The sequence below is a fragment of the Mesorhizobium sp. M1B.F.Ca.ET.045.04.1.1 genome (assembly GCF_003952465.1).
GTDB classification, from domain to species: domain Bacteria; phylum Pseudomonadota; class Alphaproteobacteria; order Rhizobiales; family Rhizobiaceae; genus Mesorhizobium; species Mesorhizobium shonense.
In genome coordinates, this window is sequence record NZ_CP034448.1 from 1,453,916 (window position 1) to 1,474,501 (window position 20,586).

15 protein-coding genes and 2 pseudogenes are annotated in these 20,586 nt (G+C 57.8%); 12 read left to right on the plus strand and 5 right to left on the minus strand.

The features are described from left to right. The first annotated feature begins 4 nt into the window (after positions 1–4). The 8 genes from EJ071_RS07140 to EJ071_RS07175 all read left to right on the plus strand — a co-directional run bounded on the left by EJ071_RS07140 (position 5) and on the right by EJ071_RS07175 (position 10,223). Positions 5–1,156, plus strand: coding sequence for a CaiB/BaiF CoA-transferase family protein (locus tag EJ071_RS07140; RefSeq protein ID WP_167498460.1), 1,152 nt, complete (start codon positions 5–7; stop codon positions 1,154–1,156). A gap of 136 nt (positions 1,157–1,292) precedes the next feature. Then, positions 1,293–2,204: a CoA ester lyase gene (locus EJ071_RS07145; protein WP_126097354.1), complete on the plus strand. Its 912-nt coding sequence runs from the start codon at positions 1,293–1,295 to the stop codon at positions 2,202–2,204. A gap of 135 nt (positions 2,205–2,339) precedes the next feature. Beyond that, the gene (locus EJ071_RS07150) at positions 2,340–3,266 is read left to right on the plus strand and encodes a LysR family transcriptional regulator (RefSeq protein WP_126097355.1); all 927 of its coding nucleotides are present in this window, start codon (positions 2,340–2,342) and stop codon (positions 3,264–3,266) included. 195 nt (positions 3,267–3,461) lie between these two features. Further along, positions 3,462–4,895, plus strand: a complete 1,434-nt coding sequence (locus EJ071_RS07155; protein WP_126097356.1) for an NAD-dependent succinate-semialdehyde dehydrogenase — start codon at positions 3,462–3,464, stop codon at positions 4,893–4,895. 6 nt (positions 4,896–4,901) lie between these two features. Further along, positions 4,902–6,446 (plus strand): fumarate hydratase, encoded by a 1,545-nt coding sequence (locus EJ071_RS07160; protein WP_126097357.1) that lies wholly within the window; start codon positions 4,902–4,904, stop codon positions 6,444–6,446. Positions 6,447–6,935: 489 nt separating this feature from the next. Then, entirely contained in the window at positions 6,936–7,433 is a 498-nt protein-coding gene (locus tag EJ071_RS07165; protein WP_095488146.1) for an Lrp/AsnC family transcriptional regulator, read from the plus strand. Between the two features lie 1,413 nt (positions 7,434–8,846). Next, a complete protein-coding gene (locus EJ071_RS07170; RefSeq protein WP_095488148.1) occupies positions 8,847–9,707 on the plus strand; it encodes a DUF4231 domain-containing protein in 861 nt (286 codons plus the stop codon). A gap of 9 nt (positions 9,708–9,716) precedes the next feature. Then, positions 9,717–10,223: a TIR domain-containing protein gene (locus EJ071_RS07175; protein ID WP_126097358.1), complete on the plus strand. Its 507-nt coding sequence runs from the start codon at positions 9,717–9,719 to the stop codon at positions 10,221–10,223. A 513-nt stretch (positions 10,224–10,736) separates the two neighbouring features. Here the strand turns inward: EJ071_RS07175 and EJ071_RS07180 are convergent. Further along, a pseudogene (locus EJ071_RS07180) lies at positions 10,737–11,171 on the minus strand (transposase); the annotation flags it as partial. Between the two features lie 352 nt (positions 11,172–11,523). On the opposite strand from EJ071_RS07180, the pseudogene EJ071_RS07185 reads away from it, so the two are divergent. Continuing rightward, positions 11,524–12,928 (plus strand): annotated as a pseudogene (locus EJ071_RS07185) (aminotransferase). A 935-nt stretch (positions 12,929–13,863) separates the two neighbouring features. Continuing rightward, entirely contained in the window at positions 13,864–14,601 is a 738-nt protein-coding gene (locus EJ071_RS07190) for a LuxR family transcriptional regulator (RefSeq protein ID WP_126102498.1), read from the plus strand. Positions 14,602–15,131: 530 nt separating this feature from the next. On the opposite strand, the gene EJ071_RS07195 is transcribed toward EJ071_RS07190, so the two are convergent. Then, positions 15,132–15,413 carry a DUF2285 domain-containing protein gene (locus EJ071_RS07195; RefSeq protein ID WP_126097359.1) on the minus strand — a complete coding sequence of 94 codons (282 nt, stop codon included), beginning with the start codon at positions 15,411–15,413 and terminating at the stop codon, positions 15,132–15,134. Between the two features lie 116 nt (positions 15,414–15,529). On the opposite strand from EJ071_RS07195, the gene EJ071_RS07200 reads away from it, so the two are divergent. Next, positions 15,530–15,763 carry a helix-turn-helix transcriptional regulator gene (locus EJ071_RS07200; RefSeq protein WP_126097360.1) on the plus strand — a complete coding sequence of 78 codons (234 nt, stop codon included), beginning with the start codon at positions 15,530–15,532 and terminating at the stop codon, positions 15,761–15,763. 479 nt (positions 15,764–16,242) lie between these two features. On the opposite strand, the gene EJ071_RS07205 is transcribed toward EJ071_RS07200, so the two are convergent. Continuing rightward, positions 16,243–16,509 (minus strand): DUF2285 domain-containing protein, encoded by a 267-nt coding sequence (locus EJ071_RS07205; RefSeq protein WP_126097361.1) that lies wholly within the window; start codon positions 16,507–16,509, stop codon positions 16,243–16,245. 109 nt (positions 16,510–16,618) lie between these two features. Between EJ071_RS07205 and EJ071_RS07210 the strand changes: the two genes are divergently transcribed. Beyond that, on the plus strand, positions 16,619–16,837 hold the full coding sequence (locus EJ071_RS07210; protein WP_029354714.1) for a helix-turn-helix transcriptional regulator: 219 nt from the start codon (positions 16,619–16,621) through the stop codon (positions 16,835–16,837). A 739-nt stretch (positions 16,838–17,576) separates the two neighbouring features. On the opposite strand, the gene EJ071_RS07215 is transcribed toward EJ071_RS07210, so the two are convergent. Next, the gene (locus EJ071_RS07215; protein ID WP_126097362.1) at positions 17,577–18,275 is read right to left on the minus strand and encodes an OmpW family protein; all 699 of its coding nucleotides are present in this window, start codon (positions 18,273–18,275) and stop codon (positions 17,577–17,579) included. Positions 18,276–18,313: 38 nt separating this feature from the next. Further along, positions 18,314–20,476 carry a prolyl oligopeptidase family serine peptidase gene (locus EJ071_RS07220; RefSeq protein WP_126097363.1) on the minus strand — a complete coding sequence of 721 codons (2,163 nt, stop codon included), beginning with the start codon at positions 20,474–20,476 and terminating at the stop codon, positions 18,314–18,316. Positions 20,477–20,586 lie beyond the last annotated feature (110 nt).

Consider the following 20,586-nt stretch of genomic DNA (forward strand, 5'->3'; position numbering starts at 1 on the left):
TCGCATGCAGAAGTCTCTTGAGGGGATCACCGTCGTTGCCGTGGAGCAGGCGGTTGCTGCGCCTTACGCTTCGTCTCGCCTTGCTGATGCCGGCGCCCGGGTGATCAAGATCGAGAGGCCCGAAGGGGATTTTGCCAGAAATTACGACAAGTTGGTGCGGGGTCAGAGCGCTTACTTCGTCTGGCTCAACCGGGGTAAGGAGTCAGTCTGTCTGGACCTGAGATCTGAGGCGGATCGTGCCGTCCTGGATACGCTCATTGCCGGTGCCGACGTTTTGATCCAAAATCTAAAGCCGGGCAGTATCGAAAAATTGGGTTTCGGGTCTGCGGATCTGCGTCGACGTTTTCCGCGGCTGATCACCTGCGATATCTCTGGTTTCGGGGAGCAGGGGCCGTATTCCCACTTGAAGGCTTATGATCTCATCGTCCAGGCCGAAACTGGTCTGTGTGCGATCACCGGGACGCAACAGGGACCCGCCCGTGTGGGTGTGTCGGTTTGCGACATCTCGGCAGGCATGACAGCGCACAGTGCCATTCTTCAGGCGCTGTATCACCGCGAGGTCACCGGCGACGGGACCAGCATTCAGGTGTCACTGTTCGATGCCGTCGCCGACTGGATGAACGTGCCGGTTCTTCAAAACGAATACGGCGGCTATCACACGGTTCGCGCGGGCGTAAAACACCCGTCGCTCGCGCCGTATGGCGCCTATCGCTGTGCCGACGGCAAAGAGGTCATCTTTTCGGTTCAGAATGACCGTGAATGGGTGAATTTCTGCGAGAAGTTCCTGAAGCAGCCGGGGCTTATACGCACACCTGGTTTCGCCGATAATATGGAGCGCCTCGGTCACCGTGCGCAACTTGATGAGATCATCGAACAGCGGTTTTCCGAACTGTTATGCCACGAAGCAATGCAGGAGCTTGAGGCGGCCGGGTTGGCATATGGCCGACTGAACGAAGTCGCGGATGTTTCAAAGCACCCACACATTCGCAAGGTGCAGGTCGGAACACCCGAAGGAACCATCGAGGCGATAGCGCCGGCGGCGATCTTCAACTCTGAGCGCCCTTTGCTGCGCCCCGTTCCGGCTCTTGGAGCTCATACCGAGGCTGTCCGCGAGGAGGTTCTGGGACGTTTGCGCGAACGAGCTGCGTCAGCGTGAGCGCGCGCCTTGTCGGGAAGGGGGCGCGGTTGCGACCCACAGAGTGCATGCCTACTCCTAACCCTTTCCAGTCCCACGGCCGCCCAGCCAGCTCACTGACACAGCCCGCGCTAAAACCGGCACCAGAGGCGACTTCATGAAGGGCACCATTCCGGCCGTTGAAAGCCCGATGTCCATTCGCCGATGGAGATCTCTGCTCTTCGTTCCTTCTCATGTTCCGCGTTTTGTGGAGGCGGCTCATGAGCGCGGGGCAGATGGCATCATACTCGACCTAGAGGACTCCGTTCCCCAGGATCAAAAAGGTGAGTCACGGCGCCAGCTTGGTGCATCCGTGGCAAAGGTGGGCCGCAGGGGCGCTTCTGTTTTAGTTCGCGTGAATCGCGGTTTGCGAGCCTTGGCGGCCGATCTCGACGCAGCCGTGATGGCGGGCGTTGATGCACTTGTTCTTCCGAAAGTGGATTCGGCAGCGTGGGTAGCTGAGATCGCGAATGCGGTATCGGAACTCGAACGAGAAAGAAATCTTCCGTTGGGATGTATCCGGTTTCTTGCCCAAATCGAGACCCCAGGTGCCTTGCAAGAGCTATCGGCCATTGCCTCGTCACATCCCAGGATGGTCGCAATGGCCCTTGGCCCTGAAGACTTTAGTGCCGCTGTTGGCGGCGCCCCAGAACTTGATCTTCTCTTGACGCCAAACCTTTCTGTTCTTTTTGCCGCCCGTGCGGCGGGGTTGCTCCCGCTGGGCTTCATAGGAAGCATTGGCGCGTTCTCTGACACTCACAAACTTCGTGAGGCTGCGGAGCGTGCACGGCGGCTCGGCTTTGCCGGAGCTTTGGCGATCCATCCAAACCAGGTTGCCATATTCAATGACGCTTTTTCGCCAAGCCCACAGGAACTCGAATGGGCCCGTCGTGTCCTCGCGGCGGAGAAAGATGCGACGGCGCAGGGCATAGGCGCGTTCGCCCTGGACGGAAGGATGGTCGATCCACCGGTTATCCAAAGGGCCCGAGATATCATCGCCACGGATCCGGGCGCCGGGTTGGGCGTCTGAGGCCTCAGAGGTTGGTTACCAAACTGGAGCGACCCTACGGCTAGGAGTTATGCAACTCGGCACAATTATTGCTGTCGCGCCATCGCATTTCGAGATAGATTAAACTAATTGCAGTCCGCTCTCGGATGGGTACTCGTGGAAATCAGGCAGTTAAGATACTTCGTCGGTGTGGTCGAAGCAGGCAGTTTCACGAAGGCCGCTGGCTTCCTTAATGTTGCCCAGAGTGCGCTGAGCCTGCATGTGCGTCAACTGGAGGAAGCCTTCGGCACTCAACTGCTGATACGCGACAGGACCGGTGTGAGCGTGACGGCGTCAGGAGCCAAACTGCTCGAACGCGCTCGGGCGATTCTTAAAGAAATTCGACTTACCGAGGTGGAATTGACCAACACAGCTGCTTCCCCCGCCGGGGAGGTGACGATTGGCATTCCGTCTGGAGCTGCCCGCGTCCTGAGCGGCCCCCTGCTTGAGTCGGTGAGAAACGAACTGCCCAGGGTCTCCCTCAAGATGGTCGAGGGTATGACGGGACCGCTGGAGGAGTGGATGGCTGCTGGACGCTTCAATCTGGCGGTACTCTACCGCACTGCGGATAGCGTAGGCCGAATGACGGTGATAGCGCGCGAAAACCTTTGTCTGGTGGTACCGTCGGGTGAGCCGCCATTCGAAGATGCGATATCTCTGGCCGACCTGCATGCATTCCCCCTGGCGGTTCCCATGCGCAATAACAATGTCAGGCGTTCGGTGGCTGACGTCGTCGCACAGCACGGTTGCGCGCTGGACGTCAGGTTTGAAGTGGACTCGCTTTCAACGATCATCAACATGGTCGTAGAGGGGAAAGCGCATTCTATTCTCGCCGCGTCTGCGGTTCAGAAAGAAGCCTCTCAGGGTCTGGTCCGTACGGTCAAGATCGTGGATCCGGTGATTACCCGCTCCGTTGTGCTTGCTGTAAACCCGAAAGATGAGCGTTCCGCCGCCGTGTCCGCAGTCCGCACGCTCATTCCGAAGGTCGCTCGAGAATTGATTGAAATCCGGAGCTGGGCAGCGGTGGCGCCTGAGGCGACCTGACAAACTAACCTTTAAAGCTGGGCATGATCTTTTGCGGCCATTAGGACCAGCCCGATCTGGATTCCAGATGGATTTCGGCAATATTCGATATTTGACCCGCCGCGACCATCGCGATGAAACTGGCTCAAGCGAGTTCAGCAGTTTCGATATCGAAACTGCGCTCGTATGCAAGAATTCAGTCAAGTGGAGCCCGCGATGTCCGACGCCAAGAGTTACGAGCTCTTCATTAATGGCAAATGGCGAGCCGGTGGTAGCCGAGCCACTTTGCCGGTGATCAACCCGGCGACGGAGAAGGTATTTGCCTCAGTGGCCTCGGCTACGGTTTCAGACTTGGATGAAGCTCTTGCTTCGGCAGAACGCAGCCGCAAGGCGTGGTCCTCACGACCCGCCAAAGAGCGTGGCGAGATACTCGTCTCTGCCGCCAGCATTCTGGCAGAGAAAGCTGGCGCCGCAGCCAGGGACCTGTCGTCCGAACAGGGAAAGACGATTGCCGAAGCAACAGGAGAGTACGCGCGCGCAGTCGAAACGCTGGAATGGAATGGCCGGCATGCCGATGAGTTGTCGACCCCGATTCCGTTGGGTCCGAACAGGATGATCGTGCCGGAGGCCCTCGGTGTCGTCGCTGCCTTTACGCCGTGGAACTATCCAGCCGTTCTCATCGCCCGCAAGCTCGCCCCCGCGCTGGCGGCAGGCTGCCCGGTGATCCTCAAAGGGGCCGAAGAGACGCCGAGCGTGGCTGTCCATATCGTGGAATCTTTGCGTCAAGCAGGGATACCGGAAGGCGTGGTCAACCTGGTGTTCGGTGTTCCTGTGCATATATCACGGCATCTGCTCAGTTCGCCAATTGTCAAAGTCTTGACGTTCACGGGGTCGACCGCTGTTGGGAAACAGCTGGCCACACTGGCCGCGAATAATCTGCAGCGCTGCATCCTTGAGCTCGGTGGACATTCCCCGGTTATTGTGTGCGAAGATGCCGACCTGGCAACGGCGATACCGGCTATTTCGGAATACAAATTCGAGTGCGCGGGCCAGAGTTGTAATGCGCCCAGCAGGATTCTTGTCGCCCGATCCCGCTATGAGGAATTCCTGTTCCGGATGACGGAGGCGGTCCGAAAAATCAGGATCGGTCCACCGGATGACCCTGCAACGCAGATGGGTCCCATGGCAAACGCGCGGCGAATCGAGGCCATGCAACGCCTGACCAAAGATGCGGTAGAGGGCGGCGCCCAAATCGAGACCGGTGGCACCCCCCTTGACCGACCGGGGTTTTACTGGCCGCCAACCATCCTGACTGGCGTACCGAAGGAAGCGAGAGTGCTTCATGAAGAGCCGTTCGGACCAATTCTCAGCGTGGCTCCTTTCGATACGATCGAAGAGGCGATCGATGAAGCCAACGCCACGGAGTACGGTCTGGCCGCCTACTTGTTTACTGGCGCGGCCGATACGCAACAGAGGCTTGTGGGCGGTCTTTCTGCGGGCGCTGTTAGTGTGAATTACCTGAAAGGGGTTTCCGCTGATGCCCCTTATGGAGGAGTCAAGCAAAGCGGCTATGGATATGAAGGCGGCGAGCAGGGGGTGCGAAGCTTCCAGATTCTGAAAATGGTGAATGGCCTCGGGTCATTTGGATAAAATCCGGTGGGAAATAGAACACGGACCATCGCTGGCAAGGACATCACAAGAAGCGTCGCCGACGCTCTTCAGTACATCTCGTACTATCATCCTCCAGATTATATCCGGTCTCTTTCTCACGCATACACGCGAGAACAGAGCCCGTCGGCGAAGAATGCCATAGGTCAGATTCTGCTGAACTCCCGCATGGCGGCCTTTGGGCGGCGCCCGATTTGTCAGGACACCGGAGTTGTGGTTGTCTTCGCAAAGGTCGGCATGGATGCCCGCATTAAGTCAACGGCCAGTTTCGCTGATCTTGTGAATGAGGGCGTACGTCAAGCCTATCTCGATCCGGACAATCCCCTTCGGGCATCGATCGTTGCGGATCCCCTCGCCAGACGGGTCAACACCCGCGACAACACGCCGGCAGTTGTCCATGTCGACCTGGTGCAAGGTAACCAGATTGAGGTCACCATCGCCGCAAAAGGCGGCGGGTCGGAGAACAAGGCACGTTTTACCACCCTCAATCCCAGCGCCTCCGTTTCCGACTGGGTGGTCAATACCGTTTCGACCCTTGGCAGCGGGTGGTGTCCACCTGGACTGATCTCTGTCGGCATCGGTGGTAGCGCTGAAAAGGCGATGCTGCTGGCCAAGGAGGCCATGAACGAGCCCATCGATATGGCGGAACTGATCGCAAGGGGGGCGTCAAGCGCAGAGGAGGGGCTGCGGATTGAGCTTTATGAGCGGATCAACGCGCTTGGTATCGGCGCCCAAGGCCTTGGTGGTCTGACGACAGTCGTTGACGTCAAGGTTGCGACCTATCCTACTCATGCAGCGTCCAAGCCTGTGGCGCTCATCCCGCAATGCGCCGCCAACCGGCACCTGAAGTTTACTTTGGACGGCTCTGGACCCATCAGCCTCCAGCCGCCCGATTTGCGCGAATGGCCCGACATCGGAGCCGACGAATTGAACCCAGCCGGCGTCCGGCGGGTCAATTTAGATACGCTGACGAAGGAAGAGACGGCATCGTGGCGCTGCGGTGAAACGCTCCTGCTGTCTGGAAAGATGCTGACGGGCCGTGACGCTGCCCACAAGCGAATGGTCGAACTGATCGATGCCGGCAAGCCGCTTCCAGTCGATCTGCGGGGACGCGTGATCTACTACGTCGGTCCCGTCCGGGCAGCGAGAAATGAGATCGTTGGACCCGCCGGTCCAACAACCTCCAGCCGCTTGGACGATTTTACGGACAAGGTGCTCGCCGAAACCGGCCTTTTCGCGATGGTGGGCAAAGCGGAGAGGGGACCGGCGGCCATCGCCTCGATTGTAAGACACAAAACGCCATACCTTGCTGCAGTGGGTGGCGCTGCGTACCTGATCTCAAAATCGATTAAGGCGGCGCGGATCGTTGCCTTTGAAGACCTGGGCATGGAAGCCATCTATGAATTCGATGTGCAGGACATGCCTGTTATCATGGCCGTCGATGTTGAGGGAAACTCCATTCACAATTCCGGGCCTCTTGAGTGGCGTAAGCGTATGGCGGCCGACAGCATCGCACGCAACATTGGCGTTTGAGTCTTTCCGTTGGGCGATTTCGGCCAGACTCCAGCGTCAAATTGCCGTGAGACGAGCGGCATTTGCGGTGCCTTGCGCCTCCGCGAGCCGGACGAGCAAGGCCTTCAATTCACCCCAATAGCTGAATGTGCCACTGAATACTGCATTGAGTATGCCGTCCACGCGATCGAGGCTCGAATGCTGTCGCACGTCTATCAAGTACGGCAGCGGAGATTCAAGAAAATGGGGTATCTATTTATTAGGAGGTCTTCGCCGCCGCCGACTATTCTCTCCAGCGGCATCATTGCCCCGTTAGGCGTCGGGGCGATAGCCAAAGTACTTCTGCAGCTTTTCTCAGCGGATCGCTCTCCCTCAGCTGATTGTCGTACCCCATTCTGGCACATTTCGGACCGAGAACGGATGCGTTCCACTACTACATTCGGTCATTCAAGATGGATAGAATTGATCGGCGCACAAGGCGCTGTCATCGCTGCTTGAGAGCAACAGGTTATGAAGTCGAAACCCGACCCCGTGCAACTCGACAGTTGGGACGTCCGGATTCTCTCCGAGATTCAGGCAGACGGTCGGATTTCAAAAAGTGAGCTTGCAAAACGAGTTCATCTTTCGGCGTCGGCCTGTTCGGAGCGGCTCCGAGCACTCAAGGCCGCAGGGATTATTGAGGGATTCTATGCGCGACTGAGTCCTGCCCTCATTGGCGGCATGATCTTTGTGATGGTAGAAGTCGTGCTGGATCGCCATCGTCTTGAGGACCAACGACACTTCGAAACTGCAATCCAAGAGATCCCGGAAATCCTGGACTGCTGGGCAATTGGGGGGCGCGTCGATTATCTGATGCGGGTCGCATCTCCTTCTATGGCCGCCTATCAGGATTTCATGGAGGGACTGCTGCAGGCAGGCTTGGGCATTGATCAATACTATAGCCTTGTCGTCACGAAACCAGTGAAGTCCAATTCACCGATACCTTTGTCCGCACTGAGGCAACGGTGAAACCGAAAGTTTAAGTTTCAACGGCGTTTGGCGCGGATCCCGTAGATTCGTCGGCAAAAGGCGCCCATTCCGACGAAACTCAAGGGACATTTGCGGTATACTAATTGCTGGAAAAAGGTGGCCGAGCGCTATCCGCCAGTTGATGGCGAGGAAGGACGATGCGCTTGAGCAATCTGGAACCGATCATTCCAGGAGACGGATCGAAGCAGCCATCGGACGCACTTGCCCAGCACGGTTACGGCGAGAAGCCAAACCGGATCGTGCCTGGTTGAGGAGGCGTCCATATCTAAGATGCGAAGTGCCGAAAAATGCCTCTACCGCTACTTCAAGGGGGGAACTTTCGCCCTGGATTGGCGATCAGTGGCGATTGAGCTTAGTCGCGGTCAGCGCATCCGTGTAGGGGGCGAAATCTACAGCGAGGGTTTGGCAAGCCGACGGATAGCGGGAGTGCAAGCTGGCCCGCTCGGCCTTGACGACCAACCGGGCCCTCGACGCCTGCGGACATTCGGAGATCGCTCCATCGCGTTTTTACGTCCTAAGTTCGTTGCTGATCGAGATTAGGAGATCGTCTGTCCTGTTTGACATTGCTGGTCTCCGCAGCCTTCTAAGTGAGGAGCATGGCTGTGCCGGGGGCGCGTAGGTGGGTGACAAGGCCGGTCACTCCTGCCAGCCGACGTGGTCTTTGAGAAGGTGGAGGTTGCGCTACCCGGCTGGAGAGCATGGTGCCAGTTTTCACAAGACAAGGGTCGCTTAATCGAATGGGCGTCAAGTTCATAGATTGCGAACAGATCATGGGGGGATTTGAATAGTGCTACTGACCGAGGCAGAGCTGAAAAGAGTTGCGAATGCCAGTCGAGGACATAGAGCCGCATCGATCGTTCTAAAGGAAGAGACGGCCGCAGCTACAGCCAGATCGTCATTCGACGTTTTTCTGTCACATTCTTTCAAGGACGCAGAGATCATTCTCGGTGTGAAGCGAATTTTCGAGGAGCTTGGGTTCACTGCTTACGTAGATTGGGTCGAAGATTCACAACTGGACCGCACAAAGGTCTCCTCGGCCACCGCCGAGTTGCTGCGAACCCGTATGAGGCAGTCAAAGACGCTTATCTATGTGCATTCAAACAATTCTCCAGGATCCAGATGGATGCCTTGGGAGCTTGGCTTTTTCGATGGGTTTCGGACCGCGGTAGCGGTTCTGCCCGTGGCAAAAAATTCTTCGGAAACATTCTCCGGGCAAGAATTTTTGGGCCTATACCCTTACATTGATGGGACAGGACCTGCATTCCTGTTTATGAACAGAGGGACCGCGCCTCGCTCAAGAATAGGCTCTGTAAGCTCGACTGCTAACCTCACGTTTGCCAAATCCTGGCTTAAAGAATTTACCGCCACAAAATAGACTGGTGTGCTTCAAAAATGAAATATCCTGGACTCTATAATAGCGCCGACGTGGCATCCAACGAGCAGCAGGCGACGTTTCTGCGCCTGATCCGGGCAGAGTACGTTCTTCTTTTTTTAGCGTCGGTGCTCTCTTTGGACTTGTCGTCATCAAAAGCCTATTTCGGTGTCTATGCTGCGGTATTTCTTTGCTCAATGGGAGTCCTCATTTTCCGGTCGGTCACAAAGCCCGAGCAGGTCTGGTATCAGGCTCGAGCTCTGGCAGAGTCGGTGAAGACATTGACTTGGCGCTTCGCGATGCGAGCACAGCCGTTCGATGACGCGCGCGCGGCTGACGCCAGAGCTGATTTTCGAAAGCTCATGGAAGATATCCTTGATAGCAATCGTCACCTTGGTAGCGCGTTGAGCGGCACCGATTCAGCATCGCCCCAAACAACGGACGAGATGATGTCGATAAGGGACTCCCCGCGAAAAGAACGAAAAGACCTATATCTGCAGAGACGAATCTGCGACCAACGGAAGTGGTACGAGAAGAAGGCGCGCTCGAACAAGAGGTCCGCGAAAGTCTGGATGGGCCTTGGTATTTTTGCATACGCTCTGGGATTCTCGTTCATCGTAGTACGCATCGCTGACCCCGCGATGCCAGGCTGGCCGACCGAGCCGCTAATTGTCATCGCCGCCTCCCTTATCGGGTGGACCCAGATCAAGAAATTTAACGAATTGGCATCGGCTTACACGTTGACAGCTCACGAGATCGGCTTGACTGCCGACCTTATTACGGACGCCAACTCGGATGAGGCATTCTCCGCCGCGGTGAACGAAGCCGAACTGGCTTTCTCACGGGAGCACACCCAGTGGGTTGCTCGTCAAAACAACTAAGAGACAACAATGGCATACAGCGATCCGACCTATGTAATATTTGACGGCGATGAAGACGCTTGGGCATACCGCTTTATGAAAGGGTGGAACGCCAGCGAGAATGTGAGTTTTGAATTCGCGAACGCTCACGATCTGGACAATATGACGGGCCGAGCACAGGACGAAGATTATGTTAAACGCAATCTTCGCAACAGAATGAATGGATCGAGCCAGGTACTTGTCCTGATCGGTGAGAAGACGAAAAACCTTTTTCGCTTCGTGCGCTGGGAAATGGAATTGGCTCTTGATCTAGGTCTGCCGATAATCGCAGCAAACCTTAACGGCTCGCGGCAACAAGATGTGAGCTGTCCGCCTATCATCAGGGACAAATGTGTTGTGCACGTGCCGTTCAAGATGAAGGCCATCAAGCACGCGCTAGCCAATTGGCCGAGCGAATTTCATCGGCTTTCAAACGCTCAGCGTGGCGATGGCGCCAGGAGCTATGGCGAAAGCACCTATCGCGATCTCGGCTTATAATCGCCCACCTAAAAGCACTTAGCCGCCAAAACATCCTCGCCATCCGCTGGCGGCGACTAGCCTTAGCAACGACCGCCAGCCTGTTCCGAGCTTGCCGAGCGATGATAAGAAGACGTCCGATTTGCTGAGTTTGGCAGAAAGCTGCAGGTCATGTGCAACCTATTTGAGGAGCCCCGCTCGAAGCGTCGGATCGTCAGGCACGATCACGTCGCGCGAGGGCGCTGGTTTCGCGAGGAAAAGGAGCGGCTGTTCGACGTTGAGGCTTGATCCAGCGTTTCGAGACTGCACGAGCGGCGAGCATTGATGGAGGCAGCTTTTCAGGCCGCGCAATTCTGTCGGCTGCCCCCTCCTGCGAGCCGCAGCTCGGCTCGCCCTGCGCTGCAACCACGAATCTGCGATCGCAAGAAAGGCAACACGCTGACCGATAGAACTTGGCGGCGCTGGTCGGCTGCGAATCAAGATGTCGATGGCAAGGAGCTCTCGCCGCGCGTCTTTGCCGGGCCGAACCTTCTGGCTCTCGTCCAGCCGCTTGTTGATGGCCGAGATCGACGAGGCCGAGAACTCATGGCCGCACAGCTCTTCGGTGATCGCCTTGACCTTCCGGGTCGACACGCCCTGCACATACATCTCCGCAAGCGTCGCCACCAAGGCCCGCTCGGAACGCTGGTAACGCTCGAAAAGTTCGGTCGAGAAGCGGCCCGCCCGGTCCTGCGGAACCCGCAGCTCAAGCTTGCCGACCCGGGTGACAAGCGTGCGGCCATAGTAACCCGAGCGATAGCCGAGACGCTCCGGCGTGCGCTCGCTCTTCGAAGCACCCAGCGCCTCGTCCATCTCGGCCTCGAGCACCTCCTGCATCACCGCGCGGATCACCTCGTGCAATCCATCCGGATTCGAAAGCAGAATGTCTTTGACGGCAGCGCTGGCGGTCTTACTTTCTGTCTTGGTCATGGTGGCGTTCCTTCCAGGGAATCGGTGACGTTGAACATCACCAGCCTGCCATGACCGCCCTCTCTCAGCGAATTTGCAGAACCCTCAGCACACTACCCAATATCGCCCGCTAATCGGGCACTATGGTGGGCGCATGCGCGTCGTAAGCTGTTCGTGTTTGCAGGACGCGCCCCCGACCCTCGGCTAAGGCGAAGGTGACGCCTTAGTTTTCACGGCAATTCGGGCCGATCCCGCGAATTCCACGGCCAATAACCTGCATTCCCGAGAAACTCGAGGGACGTTTCCGGTATGCTATTTGCTAAACAGGTGGCTGGCCGAGTGCCCTCCGCCAATTTATCGCGAGGAGAGGGACATGCGCTTGAGCAATCTGGGAACCGAGCAACTCCGGGAGAAGGATAGAAGCTTCGTCTTCCATCCTTCTACGCATTTGGCCAAGCACAGCCGAGGCGAAACGCCAAATAGGATTATGGCCGGTGCGGAAGGCGTCTATATCTGGGACACCGAAGGCCGAAGGAGCCTCGACGGTTTCGGAGGACTCTACTGCGTCAACATGGGATATGGATGCACGGAGATCGCCGAGGCCATTGCCAGGCAAGCACACGAATTGCCGTTCGCGCACGTCTATGCCAGCCAAGGTACGGAGCCGGTCGCCCTGTTGGCAGAGGCCGTGGTCGAGTATTTCGGTCAGAACATGCGAAGGGTCTATTTCGGCCTCTCCGGTTCCGATGCCAACGAAACCAACATCAAGCTGGTCTGGTACTATAATAACATTCTTGGCCGGCCCGAAAAGAAAAAGATCATCTCGCGAAATCGCGGCTATCACGGGTCTGGATTGGTCACGGGTAGCCTAACTGGCCTTCCCTTCTTTCACAATTTCTTCGACCTGCCTCTGGATTTGGTGCGCCATACAACCACGCCGCACTATTACCGCCAGGCGCGTGTCGAGGAGAGCGAGGAAGCGTTCTCCCGGCGCTGTGCCGATGAGCTTGAAGCCTTGATCCTGGCCGAAGGACCGGAAACGGTTGCAGCTTTTATCGGAGAGCCGGTACTTGGGACAGGAGGTATTGTGCCGCCCCCCAAAGGGTACTGGACGTCCATTCAAGCGGTGCTCGACAAATACGATATCCTTCTAATCGCGGATGAAGTGGTCTGTGGCTTCGCGCGAACCGGCGAGAAGTTCGGTTCCCACCTGTATAACATGCGTCCGGATTTCGTGACCATCGCAAAGGGTTTGAGTTCCGCCTACCTCCCCATCTCCGGGTCAATCATTGGCGACCGTGTCTGGTCGGTTTTGGAACAAGGAACTGAGAAGCACGGCGCACTCGGCCACGGCTGGACATATTCGGGGCACACGCTTTGTGCCGCAGCCGCGCTCGCCAATATTCGACTGCTTAAAGAAAAAATATTCTGGAGCATGTCCGCGATGTTGGACCGTATTGGCAAGACCGGATGAAGGCCGAGCTGGCGGGACATCCCATCGTTGGTGAAGTTCGCGGAGTGGGTATCCTGTCGGCCGTAGAGATGATGCGGGACCCAAAACAAAGGATACCATTCGAACCCGACCTTCAGGTCGGGGTGCGCACTGCAGCTGCTCTGTTTGAGAATGGTGTCATCGGACGGGCCATGCCGCATGGCGACATCCTCGGTTATGCCCCCCCCTGATCATTACCCGAAAAGAGATCGACATCATTGTCGACGCGACGGTAAAGTCGGTCGATACCACCTATCGCGCGCTGAAGGCCGAGGGTGCCGTATGATTTTGCGATCGCGAAGGAGCGAGTCCGGAGGCAGGCATGTCCCTGCGCGCTACTGCGCCGAGCAGACCCAAAACTGTTGAATTCCAGATATCTGATCTTGAGCATGCTCCGGGCTATTTCAGTCACGATTTGTAACCGAATCAGATCTGCCGCCGCTGTCCTGTTGCCCAACGACCAGGACCTCTGTGCGGCGCGCCCTGCGGGTGTACCTCCCCGCCGGCAGGGCGCCCTTTTTGACCCACGTAATCAGTATCATTATGGCCCGTGCGGAATCGAGGGTCTGGTAAAGGTCATCTGCACGTTCCGATGCAGATTGAGCTTAGACGTGCCCTTTACATCATTGCAGCGGGCCACGGTCGCCGGTTCCAAAGTGCGGCAATGCCGATGATTATCTTCCTTCACATCACAAAGAGCAGAATAATCATTGCGGTGAATTTTATCACGTCAGGTATATAAAAGGACGATACTCACACGCCACCCCGTTCACAAGGAAAGGCATTTTAATATTGTTGAGACGATTTGCCTATCAAAGAAAAGAAAGCATCGCAACACTTCTTTGCGGATCACGGCGCCCCGGGTGGGGGATGAGCGGCTATCCGAATTGTTATGCTAATGCCGACCCAAATTCCTGCAAAAGCTGGGGTCAATGATGGCTTTTGGTCAGCGCAGGATGATTTCTCCTGGTTTGGTCGGTGCAGGGGCGGTCATGATTTAATGCATGGAGATTCTCTGATTGAGCTGTTGAGATCATGAGGCGTCTGCCAGACGCCCATCGGGTGAGCCCAGCATGATTGGGATGACCGACGAAGATCGAAAGTGTGGCAGCATTCTGGAGCCCGGTCAGCCCAGCGACGCCCGCGGATTCAATCACGTTTGTCGGGACATACACGACGCAGCCGGAAGGCGTGCAGAAAGAGGAAGAATCGAGCGCGACGATGACGAGGGACATGCCACTTGTTTTCGAGACATTCCTAGAAAGACTGTCACAGAGTGTCGATGAGGCAGATTTCCGGGATGCCATGGCTGAGGCGGCCGGACGACTTGACCTAATCTTCTTTGCCTACCTCTCCTTGCCAGCACGGCCTTCCGGCAAACCGAGGCTAATTTCAAACTATCCACCCCGCTGGACCAGACAGTATCTGGAAAATCAGTATGAGAAACTCGATCCTGTGGTCTTGCGTGCTCGAAATGGCGGCTGCCCGTTTCACTGGGGATCGAATTTCGGAGGCGATAAAATGTCGCCGGCTCAACAGCAGCTATTCGATGAGGCGGCTCAATTCAGCATCTGCTGCGGTTTGACGATCCCAATTGTCGATCTCCGCGGCCGCATCGCTGCGGTTACTTTTGCCGCCGATGAGCCTCGTCCAGTATTTCTTCGGGTCGCTGAGCGGTACGAACAAGCTCTTCAACTGATGGCGGCCTGCTTTCATCGTTGCGTTCGCCGCAAATTGCCGAGCGATCGAACAGTGGATGGGATTTCGCTGACATCCCGCGAATATGAGTGCCTGAGGTGGGCAGCGCGGGGTAATTCAGCCTGGGTGACCGGCCGCATCTTGGGTATCAAGCCACGCACGATCGCTTTTCATTTGGACAATGCCAAGAAGAAGCTAGGCGTGCGAACCCAAAATCAGGCTATAGCCCTTTTGGGGTCCGAAGGGTCCTCAATTCTCTGAGAAGCTTTCTGATCCCCTTGTGCTCGGGCCATTCGATCGCACGCCTTGTATCGAGCGTTGACTGGATGCCAAGATCTTCTGTTCCGCCGGCTCGGGCGATGCAGCCGTATTCTTCCAGTCCGCGCCGGTGCTCATAGTCTATGGGTGCTCGAGCGGGTGTTTCGTCGCTGACGAGCTAGTCGTGCGGTTATATAGTTTCCGAGGATGGCCCGCTTGCATACCTGCCTGCCGGTAATCTCTAAACCCTTAACTTAGGGCGATGGCTGTCGGTTATGCGGCTTGAAAGCGAAGAGGTGGACCCTTCGTCGAGCGCCGGCACGATATGGAGTGCTGCTCCGGGCTAATACCCATCCAGACAGAGCGGAACCTTCTATCACGTCAGACGCTCGGTTGCCAAACCCGATTTCCTGGGAACTTAATTGTGCTCGCCACTGGGGCCATTTTGCCGGGGCTGTAGTGCAGGTCCCGATCAGCCTGACCGTGGCTGCCACAGGAACTGCCTGCTTCTATGACCGAGCACTGCGAATTTGTCAGCTGGCGAACAATTCCTTGTAGCCGCTCGTCACCATCCAGTTCGCACGGTCGAGATGACTACGAAGCGCCTTCCTGGCGCGCTCCGGTTCAAGTGCCGGATCAATGCCGAGGATCAGTTGGGCCATTTCCTCTTCGGGCGCCTCATCGGCTGAGGCGTCCAGGAGCCTCATATAGATGGTAAAGTGCGCCCTGTCGTAGGAGGTAAGACGGTCAGACCAAGGGACTTCGTCGAGCAGTGTTGAGCTTTGAGTCCTATCTGTTCCCGGTGATCGATTCATGTCTGCCGCGAACCTCGCATGTTGATCGCTGGATGCAAGGCAGAATATCCCAAAATGGGATAATCCGAAACGGGGATTAGTCGCTGAGCCGGTCTCTACCTGACCGGTTCACCTAAATGCCCAAATCTCTTCGATCTCCCCGCCACCAGCGGTTTCTGGCCCAGTTGATCTCACTGCGCAATGTCAAAGGGCTGACGCAGGCGCAGGTGGCTGAGAAGCTTGGTCGTCCGCAATCTTTCGTGGCGAAATATGAGGGTGGCGAGCGGCGTCTCGATATCATTGAGTTTCTCGACGTAACTGCGGCCCTCGATGCTGATCCGTGTGAGATTCTGTTGAGCCTGCGCACGTAGTGGGCGCCCGCGCCCTCACCGCGCGTGCCGTGTGCCGGTGGATTGATCCCCGCTTTTCTTGGCTCTGGCGTCTCGACCATTCCGCTGCGCCTCCTAGCGCGTCGTTAGACTCTCGCAATTCTCTCTGTTTGTGCCTTTCCCAGCAGGTGGCGCCGTATCCTTCTAGGCCCGCCGCGGCGTCCCGCAACCCTTAGCCAGCTGTGAGCTTTCAGTAGGTCGTCCATCCGGTCCTCCGGATGCGGTGCGGCTCAGACGGCGCGCCCCTTCCTGTCATGACTCGCCGCCGCACCGCTTCCTGGGAAGCAGCCATTGGCGAGCGGAGGACAAAACGATGAGACCAGCGAAGCGCAGGGCCATCCGCGCCGACTGGAAGTCCTCGCGATCATCTTGGAGCGGCATTCGCGCTGTGGTGATGCGTCGATGCATGGTGGTTGCGCTACTTCGTTGCTTGAAGCGAAGCGACCGCACCGCCCATTTCGTCAATTGGCGAACAAATCCTTGTAGCCGCTCGTCACCACCCAGTTTGCACGGTCGAGATGACTGCGAAGAACGTTCCGTGCGCGCTCCGGTTCGCGTGCCGGATCAATGCCGAGGATCACATGGGCCATTTCCTCTTCAGTGGCGTTGTCGGCTGAGGCGTCCAGGAGCCTCATATAGGTTGTAAAGTGGTCCTTGTCGTAGGGCGTGATGCGGTCCGACCAGGGGACCTCGTCGGCGAACGGCGTGTTCGATCTGGGCTGCAACATCGCTAATTCTATCTCCGGCCGATGGACCCGCGAAGCCCTGTGCCTGCTAAATGTGGATTACATATTATAGTTGATAAACTCAAGCCGCCTGATCCGCTGGCTTGCGTGCATGGATATGCGCAAGTTGGTCGGACGGAATGTGCAGAGGATCAGGCAAAGGAAGCGCCTGACGCAGGAGCAGCTTGCGGAGATTTCCGGGTTCAGTCAGCAGTACATCAGCGGCTTGGAGAAAGGCCGAAGAAATCCGACAATTATCACGATCTATGAACTGGCATTGGCCCTCGGCGTCAGCCACATGGATCTGGTTCGGCCCGACAAACAGGCCTGATGCCCCCGCCCTCCAAGTAGCTGGCGGCCTGATGGCGCGCGCCGGGTGCTTGTGAGCCCACGCTTTTCTTAGGTCCCCCGGCAGCCCCTGCCATTTAGCTCGCCCTCGCGCGGGCGCACCCTATTGGACAGTCGGCCGCTGCGTTTTTGTCAGCTTTTCCTGGGACGTGGGGTGGTCGGCATTCCCTTTTAGGCCCGCCGCGGCCTGCCGCAACCTTCGCTCTCGCTTCAGGTCCTTCTCTTGGTTACGGTCCTTCGGATGCGGTCTGCCTCTTTCAGCGGGCCTAATCGCTTTCTGTCGCCCGCCCCACGGGGACAGGCACGCGAGACTAGTATGGAGCGTTGCGGTTAGCGCGCGAACAGCAAAGGAACCGAAAAAACAGGCAACTGTCGCAGCATGGCTGAACCAGCCATCGTGTCGGCATCTAGGAGTCGCGTGTTCGCCTTGCGCTGACACGAAGCTCAGACATAACGTCCGGGAGACGATGCTGGCAAATAGTCTGGCTGAAGCATTCCACCCACAATACCAAAGCCCGTCCCGATCCAAAGCGCTTCTAAGCCCTCCATCTCAGGCGCGAGGCCTGCTGGCCAGTGCACCTTCTTGGTCCGCCGGAAGAGAGCCCCGCCCTCTCGACAATCGGCTTCATGAGGTCTCGCCCTGCAGTGTCGACCGTAAAAAAGGGCGCGCGAGGCGCCCTTCATTTAAACCGGCAGTCGGGAAGCAGACTTCACTCTGATATTCAAAAGCGGTAGGTGACACCTGCGCCTATCAGCCAGGGATCGAGCTCCGCCTTCCCCGTCAGCTTCGCGCCGGCCACCGTGACGTCGAAGTCCGGCTTCAGGAAAAGCTTCTTCACGTCGAAGTTGAGGCCCCAGTGCTGGTCCACCATGTAGTCGAATCCGACCTGCAGCGCCGTGCCGAACGTGTTCTTCACCTTGAGAGCATCAGCGCTGCCAGTGTCCTGGTTGTAGAAGATCGTGTAGTTCACGCCTGCGCCGACATAAGGTTTGAACGCGCCGAGATCGGTAAAATGGTACTGCAACGTGAGCGTCGGCGGCAGCAGCCAAACTTTGCCGATGTTGCCCAACCCTCCGATCGTCCCTTGGCCCGCGATGTTGGCATAGGTGGTACCGAGTATGAGTTCGGCGGCGATGTTGTCGGTGAAGAAATACGAGATATCGAGTTCCGGCGTCACCGTGTCCGAATACGAAAGACCGGAGCCGGGAAGCGTATCAACGTAGCCCAGATCTTTCGTAACGACGCCCAACGCCCGCAGGCGGATCTGCCAAGGGATTGGCGCTTCGGTGACCGAGGCTCCCGTCTCCGCCAGGACGGTCTCTGCTTGCGCAGGCTCCGCGGCGACGGCCTGCTGTCCCACCATGATCAGGGCCACCGCCGCTGCTGTTGCCCGCGCTACGCCCATTCGCGTTCTCGCCATGAGATTCACTCCTTGATGTTCAGAAAGGATGCACTGCACTATTTCGTCTCCTGCTCGAATGAATTGTTGATGGACCTCAAATGCCCCACTTGCGTTGCAACGCGTTCCGCCGTCTCCGGAAGGTGATCGTTGAAGCCGATTGCGCTGCGGAGAAAATTGGTGCCTAGACTGATGAATGCGGCTTGCTCCCGATTGTCCTCGCCGCAGCCGTGCCCGCCTGCGCTGGCCTCGTAGAAGTAAGCGGGATAGCCAAGAGCCTGCAGTTTTGCGGCCATCTTGCGCGCATGGCCCGGATGGACGCGGTCGTCGCGTTTCGTGGTGGCGATCAGGATAGGCGGATAGGGCTGTCCCGGCGCTGCGGCGTGATAGGCGGAGATTTCCTTCAGGAAAGCCCAATCGTGAACCTTGTCCGGATCGCCATATTCGTCGATCCAGCTCGCGCCCGCCAAGAGCTTGGTGTAGCGACGCATGTCGATAAGCGGTGCTGTGCAGAACAGAGCCCCGAAATGCTCAGGATAGCGGGTCAGCATGTTTGCGATCAGCAGGCCGCCATTTGAGCCACCCTCGGCGGCAATCCGCCTCGGCAGGGTGATGCCCCTTCGCACGAGGTCGGCGGCAACGGCGGCGAAATCGTCATGGGCGAGACGCTTGCCCTCCCTGCGCCCGGCTTCGTGCCAGCGGGTGCCGAACTCGCCGCCGCCGCGGATGTTCGCCTCGACACACGTGCCGCCGCGCTCGAGCCACAGCTTGCCCAGCGGGGAGTTGTAGTAGGGCAGGAGTGATACGCCGAACCCGCCATAAGCGGAAAGGTGAATCGGAGCATCTCCGTTCCCGTTCGCCGGACCAACCTGCGTATAGGGGATCAGCTCATGATCGATAGAGACTGCCTCGTGGCGCGTGACCACCAGTCCGGATGCATCGAAATTCTCCGGGCTGCGCTTCAGGATTGCTGAAGCGCTGAGAGACGGCGCGGCATTGAGATCGAATAGCAAGAGCTGCGGCGGCGTGATCGGATCCTGAGCACAGACCAGGACCTCTCCATTGGCCTCGTGAACTGCCGCATCGAATGACCAGACGTGGACAGTCCCTTCGGCGGGCAGAGTGTCCAGGACTCGGCGCGTCCATTCCTGGTGGCCGGGAGTGAACATCTCGAAACGCGGTACGAGATTGATGAGGTAAGAGATAATGAGCTTCCCGTCATTCCAGAAGAATGACTGCAGGGAGCGCCTTTCCCCTGGTTGAAACAGGGTCTCAAATCGGCGTCCGCCGGCGAGGAAAGAGCAAAGCGAGATGACGATCAGCGCGTCGGCGGGATGGGTGGTGCCTCCCACCGTCCACGGCTTGCGCGGCCTTACCGCCAGCCAGTCGCCGAAGACCCGCCACGACGCGTCACGAGGAAGATCGATCTGCCTCCTCGGCCCGCTCCTGTCGCCGATCCAGCTGATTTCCTCGAAGAAGGCCGGCTTCTCGATGAACCAAAGGCGCTCGCTGCGGCCGGTGCGGTCCGAATGACCAGACACCTTGAGGCTCTCGAACCCGGCCTCGAAGATTACCGGTGTGGTGAGGGGATCCGCGTCACGCTTCCACAGTCGCACGGTGCGCGCATAGCCGGAGCGGGTGGCCATGCCATTACCAAGCGCACTGGAAAGCAGAAGCGTGTCAGGGTCCAGCCAACTAACGTAGCCTTTGGCCTCGGGGAGATTGAAACCGTCGGCGACAAAGCTCAGAGAGATCAGGTCGAATTCGCGATGCACGACCGCGTCGCTGCCGCCGCGCGACAGGCGCAGAACGGCTCTTTCCCGTCTCTCCGGCTCGATGGACGCGCCGTCCCAGATCCAATCCTCTCCGTCGCTAGCCGCGAGAGCATCCAGATCGAGCAGTAGCTCCCATTGGGGATCCGCCTTCATGTAGGCGGCAAGGGTGGTCCGGCGCCACAGTCCGCGTGGATTTCCGGCATCTCGCCAGTAATTGTGGAGGTACTGACCATGGCGCGCGATCAGGGGAAGGTTGTCGCGATTGTCGAAAATGGCTGTCAGAGCCGCGCGGTCGCGCTCGAACTGCGTTCCACCGAAGTGCTTTAGGGTCTTTGCCGACTGGCCGGCGGCCCAGGCAAGTGCCCGCTCGCCCTCTACATTTTCAAGCCAGAGATAGGGATCGTCGTCGGGAGCATCCAGCGTTGGACGGACATCAAATGCGTTCATGTCCGAACGACCTGAGGAATGAAAGTGGAATGGCTTCCGTTTGATCGGGAACGCTCAGTGTTGGTAGCGGCGCCCACATGTTCGAAAAGCGTGATCATTGATGAGTTCTT

Bases quoted from the DNA above. Each gene is read 5' to 3' on its own strand.
- EJ071_RS07140 (WP_167498460.1), top strand. From the start codon at position 5: ATGCAGAAGTCTCTTGAGGGGATCACCGTCGTTGCCGTGGAGCAGGCG.
- EJ071_RS07145 (WP_126097354.1), top strand. From the start codon at position 1,293: ATGAAGGGCACCATTCCGGCCGTTGAAAGCCCGATGTCCATTCGCCGA.
- EJ071_RS07155 (WP_126097356.1), top strand. From the start codon at position 3,462: ATGTCCGACGCCAAGAGTTACGAGCTCTTCATTAATGGCAAATGGCGA.
- EJ071_RS07165 (WP_095488146.1), top strand. From the start codon at position 6,936: ATGAAGTCGAAACCCGACCCCGTGCAACTCGACAGTTGGGACGTCCGG.
- EJ071_RS07170 (WP_095488148.1), top strand. From the start codon at position 8,847: ATGAAATATCCTGGACTCTATAATAGCGCCGACGTGGCATCCAACGAG.
- EJ071_RS07175 (WP_126097358.1), top strand. From the start codon at position 9,717: ATGGCATACAGCGATCCGACCTATGTAATATTTGACGGCGATGAAGAC.
- EJ071_RS07190 (WP_126102498.1), top strand. From the start codon at position 13,864: ATGACGAGGGACATGCCACTTGTTTTCGAGACATTCCTAGAAAGACTG.
- EJ071_RS07195 (WP_126097359.1), bottom strand. From the start codon at position 15,413: ATGAATCGATCACCGGGAACAGATAGGACTCAAAGCTCAACACTGCTC.
- EJ071_RS07200 (WP_126097360.1), top strand. From the start codon at position 15,530: ATGCCCAAATCTCTTCGATCTCCCCGCCACCAGCGGTTTCTGGCCCAG.
- EJ071_RS07205 (WP_126097361.1), bottom strand. From the start codon at position 16,509: ATGTTGCAGCCCAGATCGAACACGCCGTTCGCCGACGAGGTCCCCTGG.
- EJ071_RS07210 (WP_029354714.1), top strand. From the start codon at position 16,619: ATGGATATGCGCAAGTTGGTCGGACGGAATGTGCAGAGGATCAGGCAA.
- EJ071_RS07215 (WP_126097362.1), bottom strand. From the start codon at position 18,275: ATGGCGAGAACGCGAATGGGCGTAGCGCGGGCAACAGCAGCGGCGGTG.
- EJ071_RS07220 (WP_126097363.1), bottom strand. From the start codon at position 20,476: ATGAACGCATTTGATGTCCGTCCAACGCTGGATGCTCCCGACGACGAT.